The 23496-nt window shown below is 44.6% G+C and carries 16 protein-coding genes, 1 CRISPR repeat array and 1 riboswitch; of the genes, 7 read left to right on the top strand and 9 right to left on the bottom strand.

What is annotated here, in order from left to right; translation table 11 throughout:
* Nucleotides 1–122: 122 nt before the first annotated feature.
* The 6 genes from QUB66_RS09020 to QUB66_RS09045 form a co-directional block, all read right to left on the bottom strand.
* Complete coding sequence (locus QUB66_RS09020; protein ID WP_332966875.1) at nucleotides 123–1649, bottom strand: phosphomannomutase/phosphoglucomutase; 1527 nt, start codon at nucleotides 1647–1649, stop codon at nucleotides 123–125.
* A gap of 438 nt (nucleotides 1650–2087) precedes the next feature.
* Nucleotides 2088–2993, bottom strand: coding sequence for a D-hexose-6-phosphate mutarotase (locus QUB66_RS09025; RefSeq protein ID WP_332966876.1), 906 nt, complete (start codon nucleotides 2991–2993; stop codon nucleotides 2088–2090).
* A gap of 464 nt (nucleotides 2994–3457) precedes the next feature.
* Nucleotides 3458–6310: direct repeats of the CRISPR family, unit length 37 nt; unit sequence GTTTCAATCCCTAATAGGGTTTTAGGTATTTTCCGGC.
* Between the two features lie 271 nt (nucleotides 6311–6581).
* Complete coding sequence (obgE, locus tag QUB66_RS09030; RefSeq protein ID WP_265236269.1) at nucleotides 6582–7622, bottom strand: GTPase ObgE; 1041 nt, start codon at nucleotides 7620–7622, stop codon at nucleotides 6582–6584.
* Nucleotides 7623–7874: 252 nt separating this feature from the next.
* A complete protein-coding gene (locus QUB66_RS09035) occupies nucleotides 7875–8750 on the bottom strand; it encodes a Mo-dependent nitrogenase C-terminal domain-containing protein (protein WP_265236267.1) in 876 nt (291 codons plus the stop codon).
* Between the two features lie 594 nt (nucleotides 8751–9344).
* Nucleotides 9345–10418 carry a class I SAM-dependent methyltransferase gene (locus tag QUB66_RS09040; protein WP_332966877.1) on the bottom strand — a complete coding sequence of 358 codons (1074 nt, stop codon included), beginning with the start codon at nucleotides 10416–10418 and terminating at the stop codon, nucleotides 9345–9347.
* A 358-nt stretch (nucleotides 10419–10776) separates the two neighbouring features.
* Nucleotides 10777–11097: a 30S ribosomal protein PSRP-3 gene (locus QUB66_RS09045; RefSeq protein ID WP_265236287.1), complete on the bottom strand. Its 321-nt coding sequence runs from the start codon at nucleotides 11095–11097 to the stop codon at nucleotides 10777–10779.
* Nucleotides 11098–11264: 167 nt separating this feature from the next.
* Between QUB66_RS09045 and QUB66_RS09050 the strand changes: the two genes are divergently transcribed.
* Nucleotides 11265–12053, top strand: coding sequence for a TIGR01548 family HAD-type hydrolase (locus QUB66_RS09050; RefSeq protein ID WP_265236263.1), 789 nt, complete (start codon nucleotides 11265–11267; stop codon nucleotides 12051–12053).
* Between the two features lie 263 nt (nucleotides 12054–12316).
* Here QUB66_RS09050 and QUB66_RS09055 read toward each other — a convergent pair whose 3' ends face one another.
* A complete protein-coding gene (locus tag QUB66_RS09055) occupies nucleotides 12317–13135 on the bottom strand; it encodes a tetratricopeptide repeat protein (RefSeq protein WP_265236261.1) in 819 nt (272 codons plus the stop codon).
* A gap of 82 nt (nucleotides 13136–13217) precedes the next feature.
* On the opposite strand from QUB66_RS09055, the gene QUB66_RS09060 reads away from it, so the two are divergent.
* Together QUB66_RS09060 and QUB66_RS09065 are read left to right on the top strand one after the other, a co-directional pair.
* Complete coding sequence (locus QUB66_RS09060) at nucleotides 13218–13964, top strand: cobalt-precorrin-6A reductase (protein WP_265236259.1); 747 nt, start codon at nucleotides 13218–13220, stop codon at nucleotides 13962–13964.
* Between the two features lie 285 nt (nucleotides 13965–14249).
* Nucleotides 14250–15785: a flavin-containing monooxygenase gene (locus tag QUB66_RS09065; protein ID WP_332966878.1), complete on the top strand. Its 1536-nt coding sequence runs from the start codon at nucleotides 14250–14252 to the stop codon at nucleotides 15783–15785.
* A 428-nt stretch (nucleotides 15786–16213) separates the two neighbouring features.
* On the opposite strand, the gene QUB66_RS09070 is transcribed toward QUB66_RS09065, so the two are convergent.
* Nucleotides 16214–17428, bottom strand: a complete 1215-nt coding sequence (locus QUB66_RS09070; RefSeq protein ID WP_332966879.1) for a CapA family protein — start codon at nucleotides 17426–17428, stop codon at nucleotides 16214–16216.
* A gap of 63 nt (nucleotides 17429–17491) precedes the next feature.
* On the opposite strand from QUB66_RS09070, the gene QUB66_RS09075 reads away from it, so the two are divergent.
* Both QUB66_RS09075 and QUB66_RS09080 read left to right on the top strand, forming a co-directional pair.
* Entirely contained in the window at nucleotides 17492–18472 is a 981-nt protein-coding gene (locus tag QUB66_RS09075) for a hypothetical protein (protein ID WP_332966880.1), read from the top strand.
* Nucleotides 18473–18550: 78 nt separating this feature from the next.
* Nucleotides 18551–19111 (top strand): Uma2 family endonuclease, encoded by a 561-nt coding sequence (locus QUB66_RS09080; RefSeq protein WP_332966881.1) that lies wholly within the window; start codon nucleotides 18551–18553, stop codon nucleotides 19109–19111.
* A gap of 158 nt (nucleotides 19112–19269) precedes the next feature.
* Here the strand turns inward: QUB66_RS09080 and QUB66_RS09085 are convergent, their stop codons facing one another.
* A complete protein-coding gene (locus tag QUB66_RS09085; protein WP_332966882.1) occupies nucleotides 19270–19680 on the bottom strand; it encodes a DUF1636 domain-containing protein in 411 nt (136 codons plus the stop codon).
* A 22-nt stretch (nucleotides 19681–19702) separates the two neighbouring features.
* Nucleotides 19703–19849, bottom strand: a riboswitch (cobalamin riboswitch).
* Between the two features lie 144 nt (nucleotides 19850–19993).
* Between QUB66_RS09085 and QUB66_RS09090 the strand changes: the two genes are divergently transcribed.
* The gene (locus QUB66_RS09090) at nucleotides 19994–22006 is read left to right on the top strand and encodes a serine/threonine protein kinase (RefSeq protein WP_332966883.1); all 2013 of its coding nucleotides are present in this window, start codon (nucleotides 19994–19996) and stop codon (nucleotides 22004–22006) included.
* A 204-nt stretch (nucleotides 22007–22210) separates the two neighbouring features.
* Nucleotides 22211–23485 (top strand): serine/threonine protein kinase, encoded by a 1275-nt coding sequence (locus tag QUB66_RS09095; protein WP_332966884.1) that lies wholly within the window; start codon nucleotides 22211–22213, stop codon nucleotides 23483–23485.
* The last annotated feature ends 11 nt before the right edge of the window (nucleotides 23486–23496 follow it).

Consider the following 23496-nt stretch of genomic DNA (forward strand, 5'->3'; position numbering starts at 1 on the left):
CACACCCCCAGCCCCTCTCTAGAGGACACACCCCCAGCCCCTCTCTAGAGGACACACCCCCAGCCCCTCTCTAGAGGGGAGCTAGATCCGGTCCCCCTCCTGGGAGGGGTTAGGGGTGGGTATTATCTCGATAGTGCCGACAAATCAAGGGATTCTGTTGTGTGGAAAAAAGCTAAAAGCCGATCGACTATTTGAGCAACACCACCCTTAACATTAGACTCAACATTCAAAGGCATCACCGGATCGTGCAGTGACAAGCGTAGCAGAAACCAGCCCGATTCGCTAGCTGACGTGCAGGAAATTCGCAAACCTTCGTAGTTATTGGGCACAATTTCCCAGTCGGCTTGCTTTGCTGCAAATTCTTGCAGTTGCTCAATTACCTGATTTCCGTGCGCTTTGAAATCATCCACACCAATTTTAATCCGAAACTCTGCACTTTCTTCAGGTTCTTGTAAATTTGCAATCAAATCCGGCAAAGATTGATTGGCCAGCTTAGATTTAGCCAACTCAATCAACAATTTGCTGACCAAATAAGCGCCATCATCCAGAAAGTAATTTTCCTTCAAAGCGCCATGTCCAGAAGTTTCAATGGCTAACCATGATTCCTGTCCGGCTTGATTGAGGCGAATCGACTCGTCAATCACATTTTTATAGCCGCGTTTAAACCGATGGTGAATTCCTTGCAAATCCTGTTCGATGAATTGCGTTAAACCATCGGATGTGATAGAATCGGTGACGATGGTTGATGCTGGGTGCTCTTGGAGGACGATCGCCGAAATCAACGCGATTAACCGATTGCGATTCAGTTCCTTGCCAAATTGATCCACAGCCGCACTGCGATCGACATCCGTATCAAAAATAATCCCAAAATCAGCTTGATTGGCAATAACCGCTTGACAAATTGACTGCATTGCCTGTTTATCTTCGGGATTCGGCACGTGATTGGGGAAAGTACCATCGGGTTCTAAAAATTGGCTGCCGGTGGTGTCTGCACCCAAAGGTTTTAAGACTTTATCGACATAAAATCCGCCCGCACCATTACCCGCATCCACAACAATTTTCAATCCAGTTAGCGGCTGCTCAAAATTATCGGGATGATTGACTGATTCCCTAATTTTTTCGACAAATTGGTTGCCATAAACTGAGATAAAATCATGCTTGGTAATCTTACCTGGTAATGCTACTAGGTCAAATTCATTAGTCGCAGCTAGTGTTAAGATATCGGTAATATCTTTTTTTTGTAATCCACCATTGGCAGTAAAAAACTTTAAGCCATTGCGATTAAAAGGTAAATGGCTAGCAGTCAGCATAATCGCGCCGTCGCACTCAAAACCTGGGGTAATTGTACTCATAAACATGGCGGGAGTTGAGGCCATTTCAAAGTCGTAAACTGTGGCACCAAGTGAGGCGATTCCGTCCATAACTGCTTGCATTAATGTTGGCCCGGAGAGGCGGCTGTCACGCCCGATCGCAATTATTAACTTTTCAGCAGGTTTGTGGACTTTTTGCACCAGCCAACTGACAAAGGATTTACCTAAGATTGTGGCAATTTCCGGCGTGAGGTTGACTGTTTCACCGGGAACCCCTTCGAGGGCGATACCACGAATATCTGAGCCGTTTTGCAGTTTTGTCCAGTTATAATTTTGCATAATCAATGATGGTAAGAAGGTTCGGCAGCGGATTTTGTAACGGATGTAACGGATTTCAGGGATTTGAGGGATTTCAGGGATTTCAGGAAGAAGACATGAACAGATCAGACGGCGGTTTCAACCGCGACTCGTTAGTGTCAAGTTGAACCAGAAAATGTTTGTATTTTTCGTTTATCGCCGAGGCCAGATCCCCCTAAATCCCCCTTAAGAAGGGGGACTTTGAGAATGCTTTTCTCCGCCCTTATTATGTGGATATCCCCCTAAATTCCCCTTAAGAAGGGGGACTTTGAGAATGCTTTTCTCCGCCCTTATTATGTGGATATCCCCCTAAATTCCCCTTAAAAAGGGGGACTTTGAGAATGATCTTCTATTGTCCCCCCCTTCTTAAGGGGGGCTAGGGGGGATCGGGCTTAATTGATGACATTAAACTCTAATTACTTAGTCCCGTTCAACGCTATAAATTGCTTGCAAACTGAACTCGCCATGCGCGGGAACTTCCACAATATCCGTCGCGGCATTGGTCGTTTCTACGCAGATTAAGCGCTGATAATCTGCATCATCAAGGTCGGCCATGTTTTTAGATATTGTCACCCAGGGATTCCACACAACGGCGGATTTACTGCCAGATGATTTAATCCGAATCCGACGATTGAGGGCGCTATCGTCTATGACGAATTCGTTGGTGACATCGAGATAAATTCGATCGACCTCACCGACAGCTACGACTGCACCTACTTGAGTTTTTTCGACTCCACCGTCAACTTTATCAAGATATTGGCTGTTTTCTAAACCCAAAACCTGTACGCGGTTGATGTCGCCGACTAGGAAGTAGGTGTGGAAGGCTTGGGTGAGGGGAAATGCTTTGTCGCCGAGATTCCGGGTGATTAATTCTACTGTGAGAGTGGTGCCGACGGTAATTACGATCGCCAGTTCAAAAGCTTGGGGCCAAATTGCTCTAGTTTCCTCGGTATCCTTGAGGCCTAAAGTGACTTGGGTTGCGCCGTCTGGTGTGGTGGAGGTGTTGACGACATTCCAGAGGCGATTGCGGACAAATCCGTGGACTGGGCGGCCCAAGCCTTCGGGATCTGGACCAAACCATGGCCAACAGATGGGTACACCGCCTTTGATGGCTTTTCCTTCGGCGTAGTAGGCTTTGTCGCTGAGGAACATCAAATCTGCGGTTTCGGTGGCTGGTTGGAAGGAGAGCACTTGGCCGGAATACACAGAAATTAAGGCTTTGGCTTGGCCGTTGTCGATGTGAATCATCGGGAAACCGCCGTTTCCGGTGGCGAAGGTGAGGTGGCCGGCGATGCTGTAGTCTGTGTTTAGTTGGTCAATACTCATGCTGGTGGCCTGGTTAATTGCTTCCCAATTATCCGATATTATGGTGGCTACGGTTGTTTGTATTGTTGAGTTTGAGTGGGATGTGCGATCGGTTAATACAGTTGTAATGTGGATAATATTGATGTGTTCTGAGAAAATTTAGGTTTGCTGGCGAGAGTATCTGGGAAGAAACCCGGTTTCTGGGAATTACGCAAAGATTAAGAAACCGGGTTTCTCAGAAAATCTAGGTTGGTGGCGAGAGTATCTGGGAAGAAACCCGGTTTCTGGGAATTACGCAAAGATTAATACAACTGGTTTTTGATATCAATTGCCAAAAATAATGCTAAATCCCCGATACGAATTTAGGGTTTTTCTTGCTGTTTTTGATTGTGCCAATCTGCACAGGTATAACGGTTTCAAGCCCTAGACCGGAAAATAGGTATTTTCCGGCCCAGATCCCATTCCCGATATTGACTTGTTTTTTTGTTTCAATCCCTAATAGGGTTTTAGGTATTTTCCGGCGCCAGGAGCAGCCTCGAATTCTACTTCTGCTCCGTTTCAATCCCTAATAGGGTTTTAGGTATTTTCCGGCGTGACTTTTTCAACTGCAACTTGCCAATTGGTGACGTTTCAATCCCTAATAGGGTTTTAGGTATTTTCCGGCTCTAGCGATTCCTCCCGGCTCCAATGAGTCCTAAGTTTCAATCCCTAATAGGGTTTTAGGTATTTTCCGGCTATTGTGCTGTTACCGCCGACATACCATGCAGATGTTTCAATCCCTAATAGGGTTTTAGGTATTTTCCGGCGAAATGCTAGCCGATCGCAATTTCGTGATTGACGACGTTTCAATCCCTAATAGGGTTTTAGGTATTTTCCGGCTCTGGCCACTGACGATGTAGCGGACTTGTTCATTATAAGAAGTGTTTCAATCCCTAATAGGGTTTTAGGTATTTTCCGGCTTTCCCTGCTACCTAATGAAATTGCAGCGGCAAGTTTCAATCCCTAATAGGGTTTTAGGTATTTTCCGGCTTGATTAGCTTTCAAAATAGTTGATTTTATTTATACGTTTCAATCCCTAATAGGGTTTTAGGTATTTTCCGGCGTCTAGGCACGTCGCGATCGAAGTAACATTGCACGTTTCAATCCCTAATAGGGTTTTAGGTATTTTCCGGCAAGATGGGGTCAAGCCCAAGCTGCTTCCTGTTTTGTTTCAATCCCTAATAGGGTTTTAGGTATTTTCCGGCCAACAATACTCGGAAGCTTCGACTATTACGACCCGTTTCAATCCCTAATAGGGTTTTAGGTATTTTCCGGCATTTTGTAGCATTAGATTTCATGGTTGCTCCTTACAGTTTCAATCCCTAATAGGGTTTTAGGTATTTTCCGGCTTTTCAATTCAGTCCAATGGTGTACCTTAAATTGAGGTTTCAATCCCTAATAGGGTTTTAGGTATTTTCCGGCCGTATTAGCGCCGAAGCTGCTGGGCTAGGTATTTTGTTTCAATCCTTAATAGGGTTTTAGGTATTTTCCGGCGCGCCGGCCTACCGAGCTGCCCCCGCTACCCTGGTTTCAATCCCTAATAGGGTTTTAGGTATTTTCCGGCCGCCGACTCTTTAATCTGGCAAGCGGCCAAAATTCTCTCGTTTCAATCCCTAATAGGGTTTTAGGTATTTTCCGGCAGGTATTGCAAACTCCCCTTCTCATACCCGAAAGAATTATCAGTTTCAATCCCTAATAGGGTTTTAGGTATTTTCCGGCCTCCATTAGTGCTAGCAGGTCGGTTGCAGATGGGCAGTTTCAATCCCTAATAGGGTTTTAGGTATTTTCCGGCTTGTGAGTCAGTGAGTCAGTAAAAAGTGGCAGTTCGGGTTTCAATCCCTAATAGGGTTTTAGGTATTTTCCGGCAGAGACTTCCATCCGAAAAAGCTCAGAATAGACCGTTTCAATCCCTAATAGGGTTTTAGGTATTTTCCGGCCCGTGCAGCTAGAAAGTAGTGCATCACTTCATAGCAGTTTCAATCCCTAATAGGGTTTTAGGTATTTTCCGGCTATGCGGGAAAGCGTAAGTTCCACTGGTCGTTCAAAATGTTTCAATCCCTAATAGGGTTTTAGGTATTTTCCGGCCAATATAATCCGAGGGTTCCCGATTATTCTGCCTCCCAAGTTTCAATCCCTAATAGGGTTTTAGGTATTTTCCGGCGTCATTTTTCTTAGCTAATCGCTTCATAGCGCTCGTTTCAATCCCTAATAGGGTTTTAGGTATTTTCCGGCTTGAGTAAAAAATCAATTCAAAGTCTAGAAGAGTTTGTTTCAATCCCTAATAGGGTTTTAGGTATTTTCCGGCGCGTAGCCCCTAGTTGTATACAGGGTAGCTCGTGTTTCAATCCCTAATAGGGTTTTAGGTATTTTCCGGCTTCCTATGTCACTCCCAAGCATTCCCCCCGATGGTTTCAATCCCTAATAGGGTTTTAGGTATTTTCCGGCCCGAAATTCTTAATAGCGCAATCAATCGCCAACTCGTTTCAATCCCTAATAGGGTTTTAGGTATTTTCCGGCCTGACTATCACTTCCCATGAAGACTTGAGCGTTCGTTTCAATCCCTAATAGGGTTTTAGGTATTTTCCGGCTTCCCGATACCTCAGCCCGAACCAACTCCGAAAAGTTTCAATCCCTAATAGGGTTTTAGGTATTTTCCGGCTTGACGAATCTTTCCTTTTTGCTGAGCTATTTCGTTTCAATCCCTAATAGGGTTTTAGGTATTTTCCGGCCTTACCCTCTAAATCCCCCGGCGACCCATCGCGAGTTTCAATCCCTAATAGGGTTTTAGGTATTTTCCGGCACGAACTACCCTGCATACAGCTAGGAGCTACGCCGGTTTCAATCCCTAATAGGGTTTTAGGTATTTTCCGGCCAAATATTGCGAATCAATGATTGAATGCAGTTCGTTTCAATCCCTAATAGGGTTTTAGGTATTTTCCGGCGCAGAAAAAAAGTGACAACAAAGTTGAGAATTATCGGTTTCAATCCCTAATAGGGTTTTAGGTATTTTCCGGCTTGTGGGAGTAGCAAACCATCCCCAATTTGATGGTTTCAATCCCTAATAGGGTTTTAGGTATTTTCCGGCTAATCCCTGATAAGTGGATACAAGATGCTGCTGGTTTCAATCCCTAATAGGGTTTTAGGTATTTTCCGGCCCAGCAAGCTGCCTTTCATTCCAAGGATTTGTATTGTTTCAATCCCTAATAGGGTTTTAGGTATTTTCCGGCTCTATCTCAGTGTGGATGCCGGGCCATGTTACCGTGTTTCAATCCCTAATAGGGTTTTAGGTATTTTCCGGCCGCCCGTTCCAGAAGGCTTGCTGTATTTGGTTTTCAACGTTCATTTGCGTCTGTATTAGCAAAAATACCATTTCAGCCACCGGCTTGTCAAGAGGCAAAATTTTCAACAGCCCTCAAAAGCACTCACAGCAACCATTACAGGGTTTGCGGGAATCGTTTTTTTCGGCTAAGTACCTCAAACCCATGCTCTGCAAGCAATACAGCCGAAAAACTTGACCCCTCAAAAAAAACACCTACCGGTTCCCGCAAATTCTCATAAATCAGAACCGGGCTACAAAACTCCGACTGCTGACAGCGCCTCCGCTTCAACCTCGTTCATCTCATCGAGTTTCTGCCAAACTTGGTGCATCAACTCATCCAACCCAACTCGACTCACCGCCGAAATCATCAACACCGGAGCACCGCTGATTTCCTGCAATCGCGCGATCGCATTTCCAATTTCCTCATCCTCAAGATCGATCGCATCTACCTTATTAAAAGCCAAAATCTGCGGTCTATCGCCCAAACCTCGCCCATAAGCTTTCAATTCTTCTTGAATTGTGATGTAATCGGCGATCGGATCTTCATCAGTAATATCCACCAAATGCAGCAACAACCGAGTCCGTTCAATATGCCGCAAAAACTCATAACCCAAGCCCGCGCCCTCGTGAGCCCCGGCAATTAATCCCGGAATATCAGCAAAAACAGTACCGTCGCCGCTCGGTTTCCTGACTACGCCCAAATTCGGAATTAAAGTTGTAAACGGATAATCTGCAATCTTCGGACGCGCCGCCGACAAAGCAGAAATTAGCGTCGATTTGCCCGCATTCGGCAAACCAATAATTCCCACTTCAGCTAATAGCTTCAATTCCAAACGCAAAAACTTATGTTCCCCTTCTTTTCCCGGCATCGCATAATCTGGAGCCCGGTTAGAATTTGTCAGAAAACACTTATTTCCTAAACCGCCTTTGCCACCTTTGGCCACACAAAAAGTCTGTCCCGGCGTGACTAAATCTGCTAAAACTGCCTGAGTTTCCGCGTCGTAAACTACTGTACCGCAGGGAACTTCAATTGTGCGATCGTCCCCAGAAGCCCCAGTCATATTCTTCGGCGCGCCCTTCTTCCCGTTTTCGCCCTTAAAAATCCGGTTGTACTGGAAATCTAGCAGCGTTTGCAGGCTTTCCACCGCCACCATAAACACAGAACCGCCCCGCCCGCCGGTGCCACCGCTTGGCCCACCCGCTGGTATATACTTTTCTCTGCGAAAAGCTACCATACCGTCGCCGCCTTTGCCGGCTGCGACTTGAACATCCGCTCGATCGATAAATTGCATAATTTAGTCAGTTGTCAGTTGTCAGTTGTCAGTTGTCAGTTGTCATTAGTTATGATACCAGATCCAAGTACAATGTTTATCTTTTGGTGCGCTGTGTACCATCCTAATCAACTAATTAGTAGTCATTGGTTAATAGCTGACACTCATTAATCGAACATTTCAAAAGAATGACAACTAACAACTAGCAACTGACAACCTGACAACTGACAACTAGCAACTAACAACTGACCAATGACAACTGACAACTGACTACTAACAATATGTCGATACATCTTCCTTACAATCATCTGCCAAATAGCAGAGAGCTCGAAAGCGCATCCCCACCAACTGTTCGTAAAGTGGGTTAATCTGGCACATCGCCGGAATGTGGACGATTTTGCGACCAAATAGTACGACATCTCGCTCAAACGGACACTGAGACGGAATCATTTTGCAGACGAAATGTGCCACTCTGGGATCGTGAACTTCCCAGGCGTCAAGCCAGTCTTTGACAGGTTGCAGGACATTTTTGTGGTGAGGTTGAGGTGGCCGCGCCGAAAGCGGTGTTGCTGCATAATCAACGACTGCTTGGCTGCTTGGGCCCTGCGGCTGACAGTTGCTGTCTTCGATGGTGTGTCGCAGAGATTCGATCGCCTCGACGTTATGACCCAAAGCTATGCAAAAATTGTAAAGTACCTCGTCTTCGCTGAGCGAGTACGTACCGTCTGCTAAGGCTACCATGACTGCTGTTCTCAAAAAATTCTCGCCGTTGGCGGTTCCTTTCCCTAACACAGCAGCTAGTTCCTCTGGGGCAATCGGTTCAAAACCGGCATCGAAAGATACTGGATGTAATTGATCCTGAGTTAGATTCGCAATCATTTTTTGCTCGTTTTCGTCAAAGTTGCCGTCAGCCCAAGCAATTGTCAGCAATCCCCGCAGCCAAGCGGCAATCTCTTGATCCGTGCAGTTGCATTTCGCGTTACTCATCAGCATTTCCAGTTCGATATACCAGTCGATTTGTTGGTTTGGAGCGGGATCAATATTCCACCCTAAATAATTTTTACTGCTTTTTTGCTCGATCGATCTTTTTGTTGAAGGTTTGTGCCCGAAGATTGCTCCAAACGCTTGTAGTGGACGTGTTAAAAGCATATTTGTGTCTCAGGAGTGTCGCTGTCTAGCGAGCTAATCTATTGGATAATTCTATTCCCCTAAAGTGTCATCTATCTGGAGGAATAGGTTTGTCTGATTCATCTTAACTATAGTTGCACCGATTCGAGATGGCGATCGAATTTTTGGCAAGAAATAACAGATTGGCTAATATAGGATCTGCTAGGGAACCCAGTTTCTCGCGGACGGGGCGATCGAACTTCGCTATGTTTATATCTTAATATATATTTTTGTAAACTTTTGTGTATCGGAGCGCAATATTTGACAGCGAGCCGGCTTAATGCTTTGGAAAGAACAAAAGCTGATGCAACTATTACCGTCTATCAAGGGTTATGATTGCTGTGTTCGTCTAGAAATAATACCATTTATCAAAAAAAATTACTGCAAAAGAAGTGTTGGGTTTGTTTGCTGAATCTGTTTGTCGGGTGCGTCGCTGTGAAACTCTCTATCGAATTGAGAGCTTCTCGACAGGGACCCACCCACGGCTTTATGTATACTATTCCCTTCTTCCTTCTGTCAACAGCCAACTATCAACTATCAACTGTCAACTGTCAACTGTCAACTGTCAACTGTTACTTAACTGCGGCGACACAAAATCCAACGCAATTCCATCGGCGGGCGTCCATTTGCCATCGGAAAAACATCTCTACCCGTGGCCCAACTGGGAAACCAGGGCGTCGGAGGCCAGGCTTCTTTTGGCAGGTGGTGGCGTTCGTACTCCCACACCAATTCGTCGGAGATTTGGACTAAGGGTAAGCCTTCCATTGCGGTGGCGAGCTCTTGGGGCGTAAATAAAGTAGACCAGGAGAGTTGGGCAACTTGTCGCACGAGGGGATCAGGCTGGTAGTCGCCGACAGTTAAGAATGTGCTGAACAACAACACGCCTCCGGGACAGAGGAAATCGCACATTTTAGCGAGGAAAAGCCGTACTTGATCGATGTCTCGAAAATGTGAGATGACTTCGGCGGCAACTGCTAACTGGTAGCGGGCTGGTTTCATCCGCATTAACGGGTCGAGTACATCGCCTTCTGTTACTGTGACGGGAAGGTTTTCGGCGGTTGCGGCTGTTTGCAATTGTTCGGCAAAAGCTGGGGTGAGCTCGATCGCATCTACAGAATAGCCTAATCTCGCCAGCGGCAAGGTATTGCGGCCAGTACCAGCGCCCACGTCTAAGATGCGGATGCGATCGGGATTTCCCAATTTAGCAGCCGTTGCCATCAATTTTGCATCGGGATGGGAGCCAAATAGAGGCGGTTCTCTAGTGTCAACCCAGCTTTTATATTGTTCTCCAACTGTTGAAGTAGTGACAATTACTTTGCAAGCTAAACCGGTTTGTGGCGGCTCTACAGATTCGTATTGCAGGATCATCATTGATGCTGTTGAGGTGCGATAGCCCTGTTCTAACTTAGTAACTAAAAGCTTTCTGAGTTCCTCTTTACGGTCTTCTGGGAGGGGTCTGTCAAGGGTGCTAAATAGCTTTTCGATTGACTTGAGATAGTGGTTTACCATTCCCGGTACGCAGGGGAAAGCTAATTCTCCGCGTGCGGTGACACGAGTATTGATTTTGTAGAGGATGGCTTGCTGGAGAATGTCGGGATTTACTACCAGCGGTAGCTGTTCGGTTTGGTCGATCGTGCTTTCGGCGCCCATAAGTTCAGTTGACAGTTGACAGTTGACAGTTGACAGTTGACGGTTGACGGTTGACAGTTGTCAGTTGTCAGTTGTTAGTTGTCAGTTGTTAGTTAAAAAAAATAGTATCTTGTAGATACGATGTTTTTGCCCTGATCTACTTAGAGCTTTGTTTTGGATAAATCTTAAATTTATAATCTCAAATCTACCAAGCCCAAAATCCGATTAAGTCTGAAAATTCGAGTTAATATCTCGATCGACTGTAGCGCATTTAAATTGGATCTTTTACGGCGAGGTGGAAAAAGCGTCAAATCTTCCCGCCTTCTCCCCCCGTCAGCCATCACAGGCAATTTATCTGGGTAGCAACTTAAAGCAGGGCTTAGTTGCTGCCGGTAAAAGTCACTTCGGGGAACTTTGACTGAGCCTCAGTCATCGGGCGCCGTCTGCCTTCCTCTTGCCAGTAGTTGATCACTTCTGTGGCTTGGTTAAGGACTTCGACGCGATCGTTGTCAGCAATCCAGTGTTTGGCTTCGAGTTCGTTTTTGAGTTCTTCCCACGCATCCTTGCGGGGCCAGAAAAAGTAAGCAGTCAGCGGGCTAGTTCCTTTACCGACCACTTGGTCAACGGCGAGGGCAACATTCTCTTCTAGCCAGAGAACTTTTAAGATGAACTTGGACAAGCAAACCTCCGGGGTTCCGATCGAACTTATTAAAAATTTCTACAATCGCTAAGTGTAGCACATTCTGTTCAATAATGAGTCATCGACGATTAAAAGTTTTGTCGCGCGGCTGGGTTTCCCGCTGCTTATGGGCTGGAAACCGATAAAATTTGTGCAAAACCCGCCCCAGCTACAGGGATAATTAAGTTGTGAACAGAGTTATTTTAGTTTTTGACATTGACGGTGTGGTGCGGGATGTGTCCGGTTCCTATCGGCGGGCGATCGCCGATGCGGTAGAACATTTCACGGCGGGTGCTTTTCGCCCGAATTCTCTGGATATCGACTCTCTGAAGTCGGAGGGAGTGTGGAATAATGACTGGCAAGCGTCTTTCGAGTTAGTTTGCCGTTATTTTGAGCGGATTGGGCGATCGCGAAATCAACTTGCTTTCAACTATGACGAATTAGTCGCTTTTTTCCAAAGTCGGTATCGCGGAGATGACGATCAAAATTGGACTGGTTACATTTGTGACGAACCGCTACTATTAAGTCCAGCTTACCTGGAAAATTTAACAGTTGGAGGGATTATTTGGGGCTTTTTCAGCGGGGCGATGCGAGATGAAGCAGCTTATGTTTTGAAAGGGAAACTCGGCTTAAATTCTCCCGTGTTAGTGGCGATGGAAGATGCACCGGGAAAACCAGATCCGACTGGACTTTTCGCCGCAATTGAACAGTTGGAAAACCTGCACGATTTAGACAAAAATTTGCCCGTGATTTACGCCGGAGATACAGTTGCCGATATTTACACTATTGTGAAAGCGCGGGAAGTACAACCAAATCGGGTTTGGCTGGGGATAGGAATTTTGCCACCTCACGTTTTGGATGATGCTGTGCGCTGCGAGGCCTATGCTGCGGCGCTGAAAAATGCTGGTGCAGCAGCAGTTTTTAGGAATGTCGAAGAGTTGACTGCTGCACGAATTGGAGAATTAGACGGCGGTTGAAACCGCGTCTACGGAAGATCAGAAGATCAGACGGCGGTTGAAACCGCGTCTACACAAACGATGTCCGAGCTCAGAGGGACTCAAGAAAATAACATAATTTAAACCGTCCGATCTTCAACCCGCGCAGGCGGGTTTTGTTTGTGTAGACGCGGTTTCAACCGCCGTCTTCTTCGGATAATATTGGCATTTTTGGGGAGAATTCCTGATTGCAAAATGCCGTACAATCATCGGGATTCTCGAACTTTACCATTAACACTTTGAAATTATTTCAAATTCAAAAAATCGTCTAAGGCGCTAACTACAACTGGCGGCCAGCGACGGGTTTTTGCCACCCAATCGAGGTGTTTGTAGCGGGAATCGAGGCCGACTGCGGCTACCCAATTGCTCTCAGCTTCACCGGGCTGTCCTGCCTCCCAAAGACAGGCACTGAGGGCTGCTCTCATGTCAGCAAATTGGGGATATCTGCGGACAATATTTTTCATGTTGCGAATTGCTTCTTTGGTTTGCCCGTTTTGATAAAGTGCGAGGGCGTGGTTGGCGCGGGCAAAGGCGTATTCTGGAGCTAATTCAAAGGCTTTTCCGTAGTCGGCAATTGCTATTTCCCATTTACCTAAACCTGCTTCGGCGTTACCTCGGTTGTTGTAGGCTGCTGGATCTTTGGGGTCTAATTCTAGTACATGATTGTAGTCGGCGATTGCTTCTTCCCAGCGTCCTAAACCTTCTAAGGCTGTGCCGCGATTTAGGTAGGGATCGGGGGCATTGGGAGCTAGTTCGATCGCCTTTTCGTAGTCAGCAATTGCTAGTTCTAGTTTATTTTGGCTAACTCTAGAATTACCTCGGTTACTCCAAGCTGCGGCTTGTGAGGGAAATTTGTCAACGATTTGAGTCCACAAAGTTTCGGCTGCGGGAAATTTGCCTTCATTTGTAGCTTCAAAAGCTTTCTGAACAAGTTCTCCTAATTCCTGCTGGGGATCGGCGAGATCTGTTGGTTGTACTTGTGCGGTAGCGGGCGCGATATTCCCCAACCAAACTAACCCAGTTACAATTAATACTGTAAAAAATGTGAAAAGTGAGCGAATCATCTTTGGTGGCAGTTGAAACTTTACTTAAAGACATTATTAACCGAAATTCCGGGTATTGGTTCGATATTTTAGGAGTAATTTTATGAAAAAACGCTTATTAATTTTGGGCGGAACGGGTGATGCTGTTGAACTAGCTGCCAAAGCGTCTCAAATCGCTGATATCGAGGTGATATCTTCGTTAGCAGGACGCACTAAACAGCCTTTGACCCCAAAAACGGGTACGGTGCGAATTGGGGGGTTTGGTGGGGCGACTGGGCTGGCTGAGTTTTTGCGTTGTAGCCCGATCGACTTATTAATCGATGCGACTCATCCGTTTGCGGCGCAGATTTCTGCCAATGCTGCGATCGCTGCGGTTGAGTGTAATGTCCCTCATTTGATGATGGTGCGCCCTGGTTGGGAGATGGTGGAGGGCGATCGCTGGATTGAAGTTGCCAACCACTCGGAGGCTGCAACGGCTTTATCAGGGCAGTCTCAGCGGGTGTTTTTGACGATTGGTAGGCAGGAATTGGCTGCCTTTGCGGGTTTGGATGCTATTTGGTTTTTGATGCGGGCGATCGATCCTCCTGCACCCAATACTCCTGTTCCTAACGGTAAATTGTTATTAGCAAGGGGGCCTTTTTCTTTGGCAGATGAGCGGCAATTGCTGTTAGAATATCGCATCGATACAATTGTCAGCAAAAACAGCGGCGGCGCTGCTACCTATGCGAAAATTGTGGCTGCTAGGGAACTGGGTATTCCGGTTGTGATGGTGCAGCGGCCGCCGATTCCCGATGTTGAGCAGGTTGCTGATGTTGAAGGGGCAATTTCTTGGTTAGTTGAGCAGTTATGAGTTATTAGTTATTAATTACATCCTTTTGGCGATCGGAATGTACCCGATCCAGAAACTGAGGTTGTAGCAGCCAGACTGCAAAAATTGCTCTCCCCCTTAGTGTCTAATCAACTAGCCTACTAGCAGCAGTTGGGGTTAAGGTCGCAGATCTGACGGGGTGACAACGCTTCTGTCTTTTTAATAGCGATCGATTTAAACTCTTATAAGTGCAAGGCTTTCCGGTTGCTGGTCACTGCCTCAGTAAAATTATTCTAATACCCATACCAAATAAGGAGACTCAAATATATGCAATACAAAAACGGTATGCCCATTGCCATTATTGGCGCGGGAATATCAGGCATTACGACAGCCCATATTCTCAAGAAAAATGGTTTCCAAGCAGTTGTTTTCGAGAAATCCCAACAGGTTGGCGGAGTATGGGCACTTGCATACCCAAACGTACACCTGCAAAATATCAAGGAACAGTATCATTTATCTGATTTTCCCTGGCCATTCACCCCTGATTTACATCCCACCGGAGAACAAATCCTGAATTATTTGGAGCAAGCGGTCAACCATTTAAATCTTGATGTGCGGTTAAATCACGAAGTTATCGAACTCAAAGAAACAGAAGATGGTTGGCTATTAAAATATAAAAACGAGGATGGCGTTCACGAAGAATTATTTGGATACGTCGTTATCTCAGTTGGGCAATATACAGAAGGAAAGTATCAACCTGAATTTCCAGGTATAGAAAATTTCGGCGGCAAAATCATCACTGAACGGGATGTCCACACCCTTGATATATTCGACAATCAACGAGTTGTAATCCTTGGCTTCGGAAAAAGTGCTTTGGACATGGCGACTTTCGCAGCCAAACAAGGCGCACAAGTAAATCATGTATTTCGTACACCGCGCTGGCTTGTGCCAGAATGGATTTTGGGCGTACATTTTACCCACGCATTATTCAGCCGTTTTGGAACAGTGATGATGACAAGTTGGGCACATCCAACCGCCATTGAACGTTTCCTGCACAATCGCCTTGGTTTCATTGTTTCAGGTTTTTGGGATTTGATTGCATCCATCTTCCGCTTTCAAGTTCAGCGAAATGCTTCTGGAAAAGGTCAAGAGGCCCAGCGCCGCATCCAAGCTGTACAACCAGATCACAAACTATTGCCTGATTTACGTTCAGCCACAGCGGTTGCGCCTGAAAATTACTATCCGTTTATTGCAGAAGGAAAAATCTCGCCCCACCGTGCAGAATTATCTGGTTTTTCGCGAGAAGCAGTAAAGTTGAAAAATGGTTGCGAGATTCCATGCGATTTAGTCATTCTATCTTTGGGTTCGCAAACGCCGATTTTTCCATTTTTGCCTGATCAATATCGAAAAATGTTGGAAACCGAACCCGATGGCGTGCAGTTATATCGCCACTTGCTTCATCCTCGGATTCCTGGCATTGCCTTTGCCGGGTTCAATCATGGATATATGCACGTGCCAGCAGTCGAAATTGCCACACAATGGCTGTGTGCTTACTTGCGTGGTGAACTTGACTTACCTTCCAGCGAAAATATGGAAAAAAGTATTGAATATATCCGCCAGTGGAAACGCGCAAATATTCAATTTGAACCTTCGCGATCCTGTGCGATTAACACTCGCTTTCAACAATATATTGACATCATGCTTAAAGATATGGGTGTTTCTCCTTACCGAAAATTGCCTAACGTTTTCGCTGAGATATTCGGCAGATATCAATCATCCGATTATCTTGGCGTATCGGAAGAATATAATCACAAAAAGAAAAGTCGCTCTACTCCACTACACCCTCTTCCGTTGGATACATGATTGCTTCTAAAGCTTACCAGGGGGTCAATTGATATAAATTCCGGTTGCACCGGAATTATTGTTGACTGTTGACTGTTGACTGTTAACTGTCAGTCAACAAACTGAATGATAGTTGAGTATTGACTGTTGGTTCGATTGTACAATTCCGATGCTAGCGGAGTTGATATGACGCGCTATTCTGCTGTCCATTTCGCACTTATTGGAAAGGATATCCAAGTTTGGGTAAATTTATTTGCTGACAATTCGGCATGATTGTTCGATCGCCAAAATCTAAGTTTTCTACCCAAAATTTGAGTAAATTCTGAGCATAATTCCTGATTGAAAAATGCTTCCCTAGCTGAAGTTATTACCTTACCAATGGGTACTGCCTGGGAATATAAATCTCTCGGCTATGCCTTCAATTCCAATCACCAATTCTAAATGCCAAATTACTTTGATTTTTTCTGACTATTCAAAGAATTAAGATGATTTTTCATCTCTTGTAAATATGCTTTTAAAACTGGATACTGCGAAGTTGTTAGCAGCGCATCTTTTTTCTGGGTGACAGTTGTTTCTAAGGGCAAAACGCGATAGTTCGTTTTATTGTTCTGAGTATAGCGCTGTACCCAAGTCGGAATGGTTTTGATGTTGGTAATTTCTGTAGTTTTTTGGGGAAACTTTTTGCGAATATCGATTTGCAAAATTACGCCTAAGTCTGTATAATTTTGAGTCTGACCGGAAATAAAATTTCCCATTGAATAAATTGCTACGGCTTTTCTTGTTTTCCCGTTTTTTCCGGGGAATTTAAAGATTTTGTAAGGCTGCACGACGTGGGGATGGCTGCCGAGAATGATGTCTGCACCGGCTTTTAAGAGGTTTTCAACTAATTGTTTTTGCTGCGGGTTTGGCTGTCGCTGATATTCGTCGCCAAAATGTAGGGAAATTGCAATTATATCTGCTCCTTTTTTTCTGGCTTTGGCGATGTCTTTGACTATCTGTTTTTCGTCAATTAGCGAAACCAGGTAATCTTTGCCTTTGGGTATCGGGATGCCGTTAGTGCCGTAGCTGTAGGCTAACATCGCAAGTGAAATCTTGTTTTTGGTGATGATTAAAGTCGTATCGCCCGCTGCTTTCGATTTGGCTGTCCCTGTGGACGCTATTTTGCGATCACCCAAATTCGCGATCGTCTTAATTACTCCTGTTTCTCCCCGATCCAAAGCATGATTGTTGGCAGTTGTCAAGATATTAAATCCAGCTTTTTTAGCCGCATCCAGTAATTGAGCCGGTGCGTTAAATAGCGGATATCCCGTATATCCGCCAGCATCTTCGCCCGCTAAAGGTGTTTCGAGATTTCCCGTTACCCAATCGCCTTTTGACAGGATACTTTTAACTGGTGCGAAGAAACTGTCAAAATTGTATGTTTGCTTTTTTGCGTCGTAGCCCGATCGCGTTTGCGTACTGTGCATCATGATATCGCCCACAGCAATCAGTTGTGCTTCTTTGATTTCAGACTTGGGTTTTGCGCGTATAGTGGCTGCAATGGGCGATGGCATCCCGCCCCGCAAGCTACGACTTTCGCGCTGTATATTGGGTTTTGGCGTTTGGATGTCGCAGCTTGCGATCGAAAGCACAGCAATTACCGAAAGCAACCGACGAAAATCCATAATTTTTAATAGTGATTTATCGGCATCTATGGTATCATAACTAAATTAGTTTTCGCGAAATAAATGACTAAAAAATATCTAATTATTGCCTTTTTTATTTTTATCTCAATTACCACTTTTAGTATTTTAACTTACGCTCAAAATTCTGGCGATAAACCTTTTGAATTTGCCTTAATTGGCGACTTGCCCTACAGTGCAGAACAAGAAGCAAAATTTCCGAATTTGATTGCAGAAATCAATCGATCGCCCGCAGCATTTGTCGTCCACGACGGCGATATCAAAAACGCTTCTAGTGTGTGCGATGATGCAACTTTTGTCAGTCGCCAGCAGTTATTTAACAAATTTGAAATGCCGTTTATTCTCGTCTATGGCGATAACGAATGGACTGACTGTCACCGTTCAAATAACAGCAGTTACAATAATCCCATAGAAAGACTCGCTAAACTGCGGGAAATCTTCAACAAAGGTACTCAAAGTTTGGGAAAGCGCACCTTGACTCTCACCCGTCAAAGCGAAAACCCACAGTTTGCTAAATACCGTGAAAATGTCCGCTGGACTTATAATGGGATGGTATTTTTTGCGATAAATATGCCGGGAAGTAACAACAATTTTGGTCGCACACCTGAACAAGATCAAGAATATGCCGATCGCAATTCAGCTAATTTAGCCTGGATCAAAGAATGTTTTACCTTAGCCAAACGCAGCAACAGCAAAGGAATTATGTTAGTTGCTCAGGCAAATCCGGGCTTTGAACTCGATCGAACCGACAAAAGAATAACTGGCTACAACGATTTTATCACAACTCTGGAAACAGAAACCCACAGTTTTCCGGGACAAGTCGTATTCGTGCACGGCGATACTCACTACTTCCGCATCGATAAACCTTTACCCCGTTTTACCGATGAAACTCAACTTCCGAGACTGAAAAACTTTACTAGAGTTGAAACTTTTGGTTCTCCCAACGTGCATTGGTTGCGCGCTACTTACGATCCTAAAAGTCCTAATTTATTTGAATTTAAACAGCAGATTGTTCTGCAAAATTAGGCGATTCAACAGCACTTTTATACAAGATAAATATTTTTTGTCTTACAATGAAGATCGGTAGCATTGAGGAATTTATTTATGACGATCGCAATTGAGCGCATTACCCTTGAAGAATTTTTGAAACTGCCAGAAACCAAACCAGCCAGCGAATACATTGAGGGCGAGATCGTCCAAAAACCTATGCCGAAAACAAAGCACAGCCTATTGCAATTAAGAAGCTGCAACGAAATTAATTGTGTGACTGAAACTCCCAAGATAGCTTATGCTTTTCCTGAGTTGCGGTGTACGTTTGGCGGGCGATCGATTGTTCCCGATGTTGCGGTACTATTGTGGGAACAGATTCAATTTGATGAGAACGGCGAACCGTTGGATGATGTGCTAATTGCACCCTATTGGGCGATCGAAATCCTGTCGCCACAACAAAGCTCAAATCGCGTAACTAAAAAAATTATTCACTGTCTGCAACATAATTGTCAGTTGGGATGGCTAGTCGATCCAGGCGATCGATCAATTTTAGTATTTTTACCCAATCAACAACCGCAATTCTGCGAAGGTAGCGATGTCGTTCCCGTGCCCGAAATGATTCCCCTAAAAATCACCGCCGAACAAGTGTTTAGCTGGCTGAGAATGCAAGCATAAACAGCAGGTTCTTAGTGAGGACTTGGCGTTGCTGATTGACGGTATGAATTAAGTTCTACCCAAAACCTCAACGACCCAAAAAGTCTATGTTTTACTCAATGGTAAAAAAAGTCAATTCATACTCAAGTTCAGCAACGCCAAATTTTCGTTCCTTATCTCTAATTTCCCAGCGGTGGAATCTTCGCCAAAACACCTTTTTTCAAAGCTTGAGGACGCTCAGACCAAGGCAACAAACCATCCGGCTTAGCATAATATTGACTCGCACATTCAAGCACCGCCTCGACGCTTTTCGGCTCATTTGCAGGCAAATCACCAAACAAATAAGTATACTTTCCAGCAGCAGCAAAAGATACTGCACAAGCATGACTGCAAGCACTCATGCACTCAACTTGTTGAATATCAAACTTATCAGACAACTCCCAATCTTTAGCGAGTTTCGATAAATCTTCCATGAATTGTTGGCCGCCACTTTTACCTTCGCGCTTGCCATCTTTCCAAACACTAGCGCAAGCAGTGCAAACTAAAAGACAGTGTTTTGTTCGTACAGCCGTGTTAGTTCCATTCATCATCCATACCTCGTAGATGCGTTTAAAAGTGAGTTAGATATCGGCGGGCATTCTGACTTGAGAAACCACAAGGATTTCATTACAGTTGCGGGACAGCGCCGGACTTGCACCGAACTTTCCCCGTTTCCTCTGGCGGCTGCTCCCCGCTAGAACCGATCGCGAATTCAAATCCTACCACACTTGCCGCCTTTTTCCAAAAAAGTTATCTTGGTAACAGCGCTTTTTAATATCTACCCACATAAACCCCGTTCGTAGTAAGGACTTTAGTCCTTCTTAAATAACGGCTGAAGGACTGAAGTCCGAACGATCAAACCTTATGAACACTTTTCCCGACTTTTCCACCCACGGCTATCAAATAACCCGCGAACTCGGATACAACAGTTTGGGCGGCCGCGTCACCTATCTCGCCACAAAAGTTAACACAAATAAGTCCGTTGTCATCAAGCAATTTCAATTCGCGCAATTAGGTGCTAGCTGGACAGAATACGATGCTTACGAACAAGAAATCAAAGTGCTCAAAAAGCTCTCACACCCTGGAATTCCCCGCTATCTCGATGCTTTCGGGACTGACAGCGGATTTTGTATGGTGCAGGAATACAAAAATGCCGAATGTGCGATCGCCCGGACTTTTTCGCCGCCGAATATTAAACAAATTGCGATCGCCACTTTAGAAATTCTAGCTTACCTGCAATCCCAAGCACCGTCTGTAATCCACCGCGACATCAAACCAGAGAACTTATTAATAGACGAAGACTTAAATGTTTACTTAGTAGACTTTGGTTTTGCCCGGTTAGGAGGCGGAGATATCGCCGCCAGCAGCGTTGTCAAAGGCACAATGGGATTCATGCCACCAGAGCAAATGTTTAACCGGAAATTAACAAAAGCATCCGATCTTTACGGCTTGGGGGCGACGCTGATTTGCTTGTTAACAGGTACAAAATCCGTGGATGTCGGCAACTTGATCGACGATAATTATAGCATTCATTTCCGGCATTTAGTACCGCCATTGCAGCAGGGTTGGATGAACTGGCTGGACAGGATGGTAGCACCGAGATTGCAAGACCGATATCAGTCGGCTGCGGATGCTTTAACTGCGCTACAATCTTTGGATGTCAGCAGCTTGCCGAAAGTGAGAATTGATCGCGACCGCATTCAATTCACCGCCAGAGAATATGGAGAAATCTTAACACAAACTATTGCAATTAGCAACCCAATTCCCGACACAATGCTTTGTGGCAGGTGGGAAGTCGCGCCACATCCGAACGATCCGCCCCACACGCCCTACGACCATTCTTGGATCTCCTTTGAACCGCAGGCATTTGAAAGCAATAATATCGAGTGCAAAATCGCAGTCGATACGAGCAAATTGCTGGCAAGTCAAATTTACAACCGCCAAATCATCTTGCGCGCAAATTCTGAACCCGGAACTCATACAATAGAATTGCAAGCTACAACGGCCCCGCTGCCCGTACCGCAGAAAACTACTTTTTTGTCGGTATTCAGGAGGCTGAGTTTTATATGCTATTTGATGTTAATAGTTATGATATTTTACAATTTGGATTCTTATTCTCCCTATGTGGAGGTTGACATCTTTTTGTATTCTGGGACTACTACTATCCTGCTTCCAGTCTTTTTCACGAGTGGCTTCTTGGGATTGTTAGTCGCCGAAATCGCCATTACAGCCAAAATTAAAAAATATGATTTTAATTGGTTTCTAGCTTTATGTGGAGGGTTAATAGGATTGATTTGTTCTGGTTTTATTAGCAGCATATTAACCCGTATTATTTTTGATATCGCGAAGGGTACGATCGATGATCAATTAATAAGTTTTGTGTATGCTGGGTCAGTGCTGGTTTCGATCTCAGTAACTTTACTTGGAGCCTTAATACTAGGAGGAAGGATTACAAATGTTACGATCAAAAATATTACGATAGTAGCAGTTATTGTGCTGCTTTTATCATTTTCATTCTATGCTTATAGAGTCGTACTGATTCTAGCGGTGGCATCCGGGATTTACGCGATAGCCTATTCGGAATTTAACAAGCGGATTAACGAGCAGATAGACAGAGAAATTATTGAAATAGATGCTACCAAAAGAGATTTTCTTACTGGCGGATTTTGGCTGAGTTTGTTAGTAGCATTTTTATTACTTGTTAGGTTAAAATATCAATTAGAATGGGTTGAACAAAAAGAAATATTAGTTGTAGGAGGAACGATAATTACATCTTTAGCCGCCACTGGACTTCCGTTAATTGACTCGCTCGTTTTTAAACCAAAAAGAATCCTTGCCAACTATCGCAAATCCCTACCAAATTTGATTAAACGGTAAAAACTTGTTCGCAGCAAGGACTTTCAACCTCAATGACTGAAGTGTTCACTACAAACCTTACCAAATATTAAGAGTCTGCATTCCGGCCTGTTGTTGGCGGATTGTTTCGAGAGTTCGCTTTAAATCCACTTTAAAAAACCTCGCTATTAACTATCACAACTATCAACTACTAACTATCAACTATCAACTATCAACTATTTACCTATGAACGCTTTTCCTGATTTTTCCAACTACGGCTATCAAATAACCCGCGAACTCGGACACAATCGCGCGGGCGGCAGAGTTACCTATCTCGCTACCGAAATTAATACCAAACGTTCTGTTGTTGTCAAACAATTTCAATTTGCCAAGACTGGTGCTAATTGGGCGGAATATCAAGCTTACGAACAAGAAATTGAGATTTTGCGATCGCTAGATAACCCCAACATTCCCCGCTATTTAGATTCCTTCCCAACTGCATCCGGTTTCTGCATGGTACAGGAATACAAAAAGGCTAATTCTCTCGCAGCTTCCCGCCAGCAAACTCCGCAAAAGACTAAGCAAATTGCTATTTCTGTGTTAGAAATACTCAAATACCTGCAAAACCGGGTGCCGCCAGTCATCCACCGAGATTTGAAGCCGGAAAATATCTTGGTGGACGATCGCCTAAATGTCAGCCTTGTCGATTTCGGATTTGCTAGAATCGGGGGGGGAGAAGTAGCCGCCAGCAGCGTTGTCAAAGGCACTTTGGGCTTTATGCCGCCCGAACAAATGTTCAACCGCCAGCTAACAGTCGCATCCGATTTATACAGTTTGGGCGCGACGCTAATTTGTTTATTAATCGGGATAAATTCTACCGAAATTGGCAGCTTGATGGATGAGACGGGGCGGATTAATTTTAAACATCGCTTACCGCAGCTAACTCCAGAATTCCTTGAGTGGCTGCAAAAAATGGTGGAACCGAATTTTAAACACCGCTATGCTTCCGCAAATGCAGCCCTCAATGCTTTGATTCCTCTAGAGGTGGTTCAGCAGCCTAAACAGTCAAAACTTGCACTGATATCAGTTGGATTATTAACAGCAATTGCTGCTATTTTTATTCCTTTGCTCTGGAAATTTCCCGAACCTCAAACAGCAGTCGATATCAAACCAGTAATCAACGCAGTAAAGTTAAATCCTCAGACTAAAGTGATGTTAACTGACGAACTAGAATCGACAAAAACTCGAGATTTTTGGTCTTTGAAGCAAAACAAAAAAGTCTATTTTGCTGTAAGTGCTGCTAACTTGCCAGAAGGAAAATATAGAAGTTATTGTAAGGTTGTCAACCCTCAAGGACTATTCGCAGCCCAGGGTCAATTTTATTTAAAAACGACGGGCGATCGATTAAATACTTGGTGCTGGTACAATTTTAAACAAGATGACAAACCTGGCAATTGGCAGTTTCAATTTTACTTAAACGGTCAAAAAGTGACGCAAAATAGTTTCAAGGTCTTACCTTAACGTTCGGGCTG

This window comes from Microcoleus sp. A2-C3 (assembly GCF_036706065.1).
Lineage (GTDB): Bacteria > Cyanobacteriota > Cyanobacteriia > Cyanobacteriales > Microcoleaceae > Microcoleus.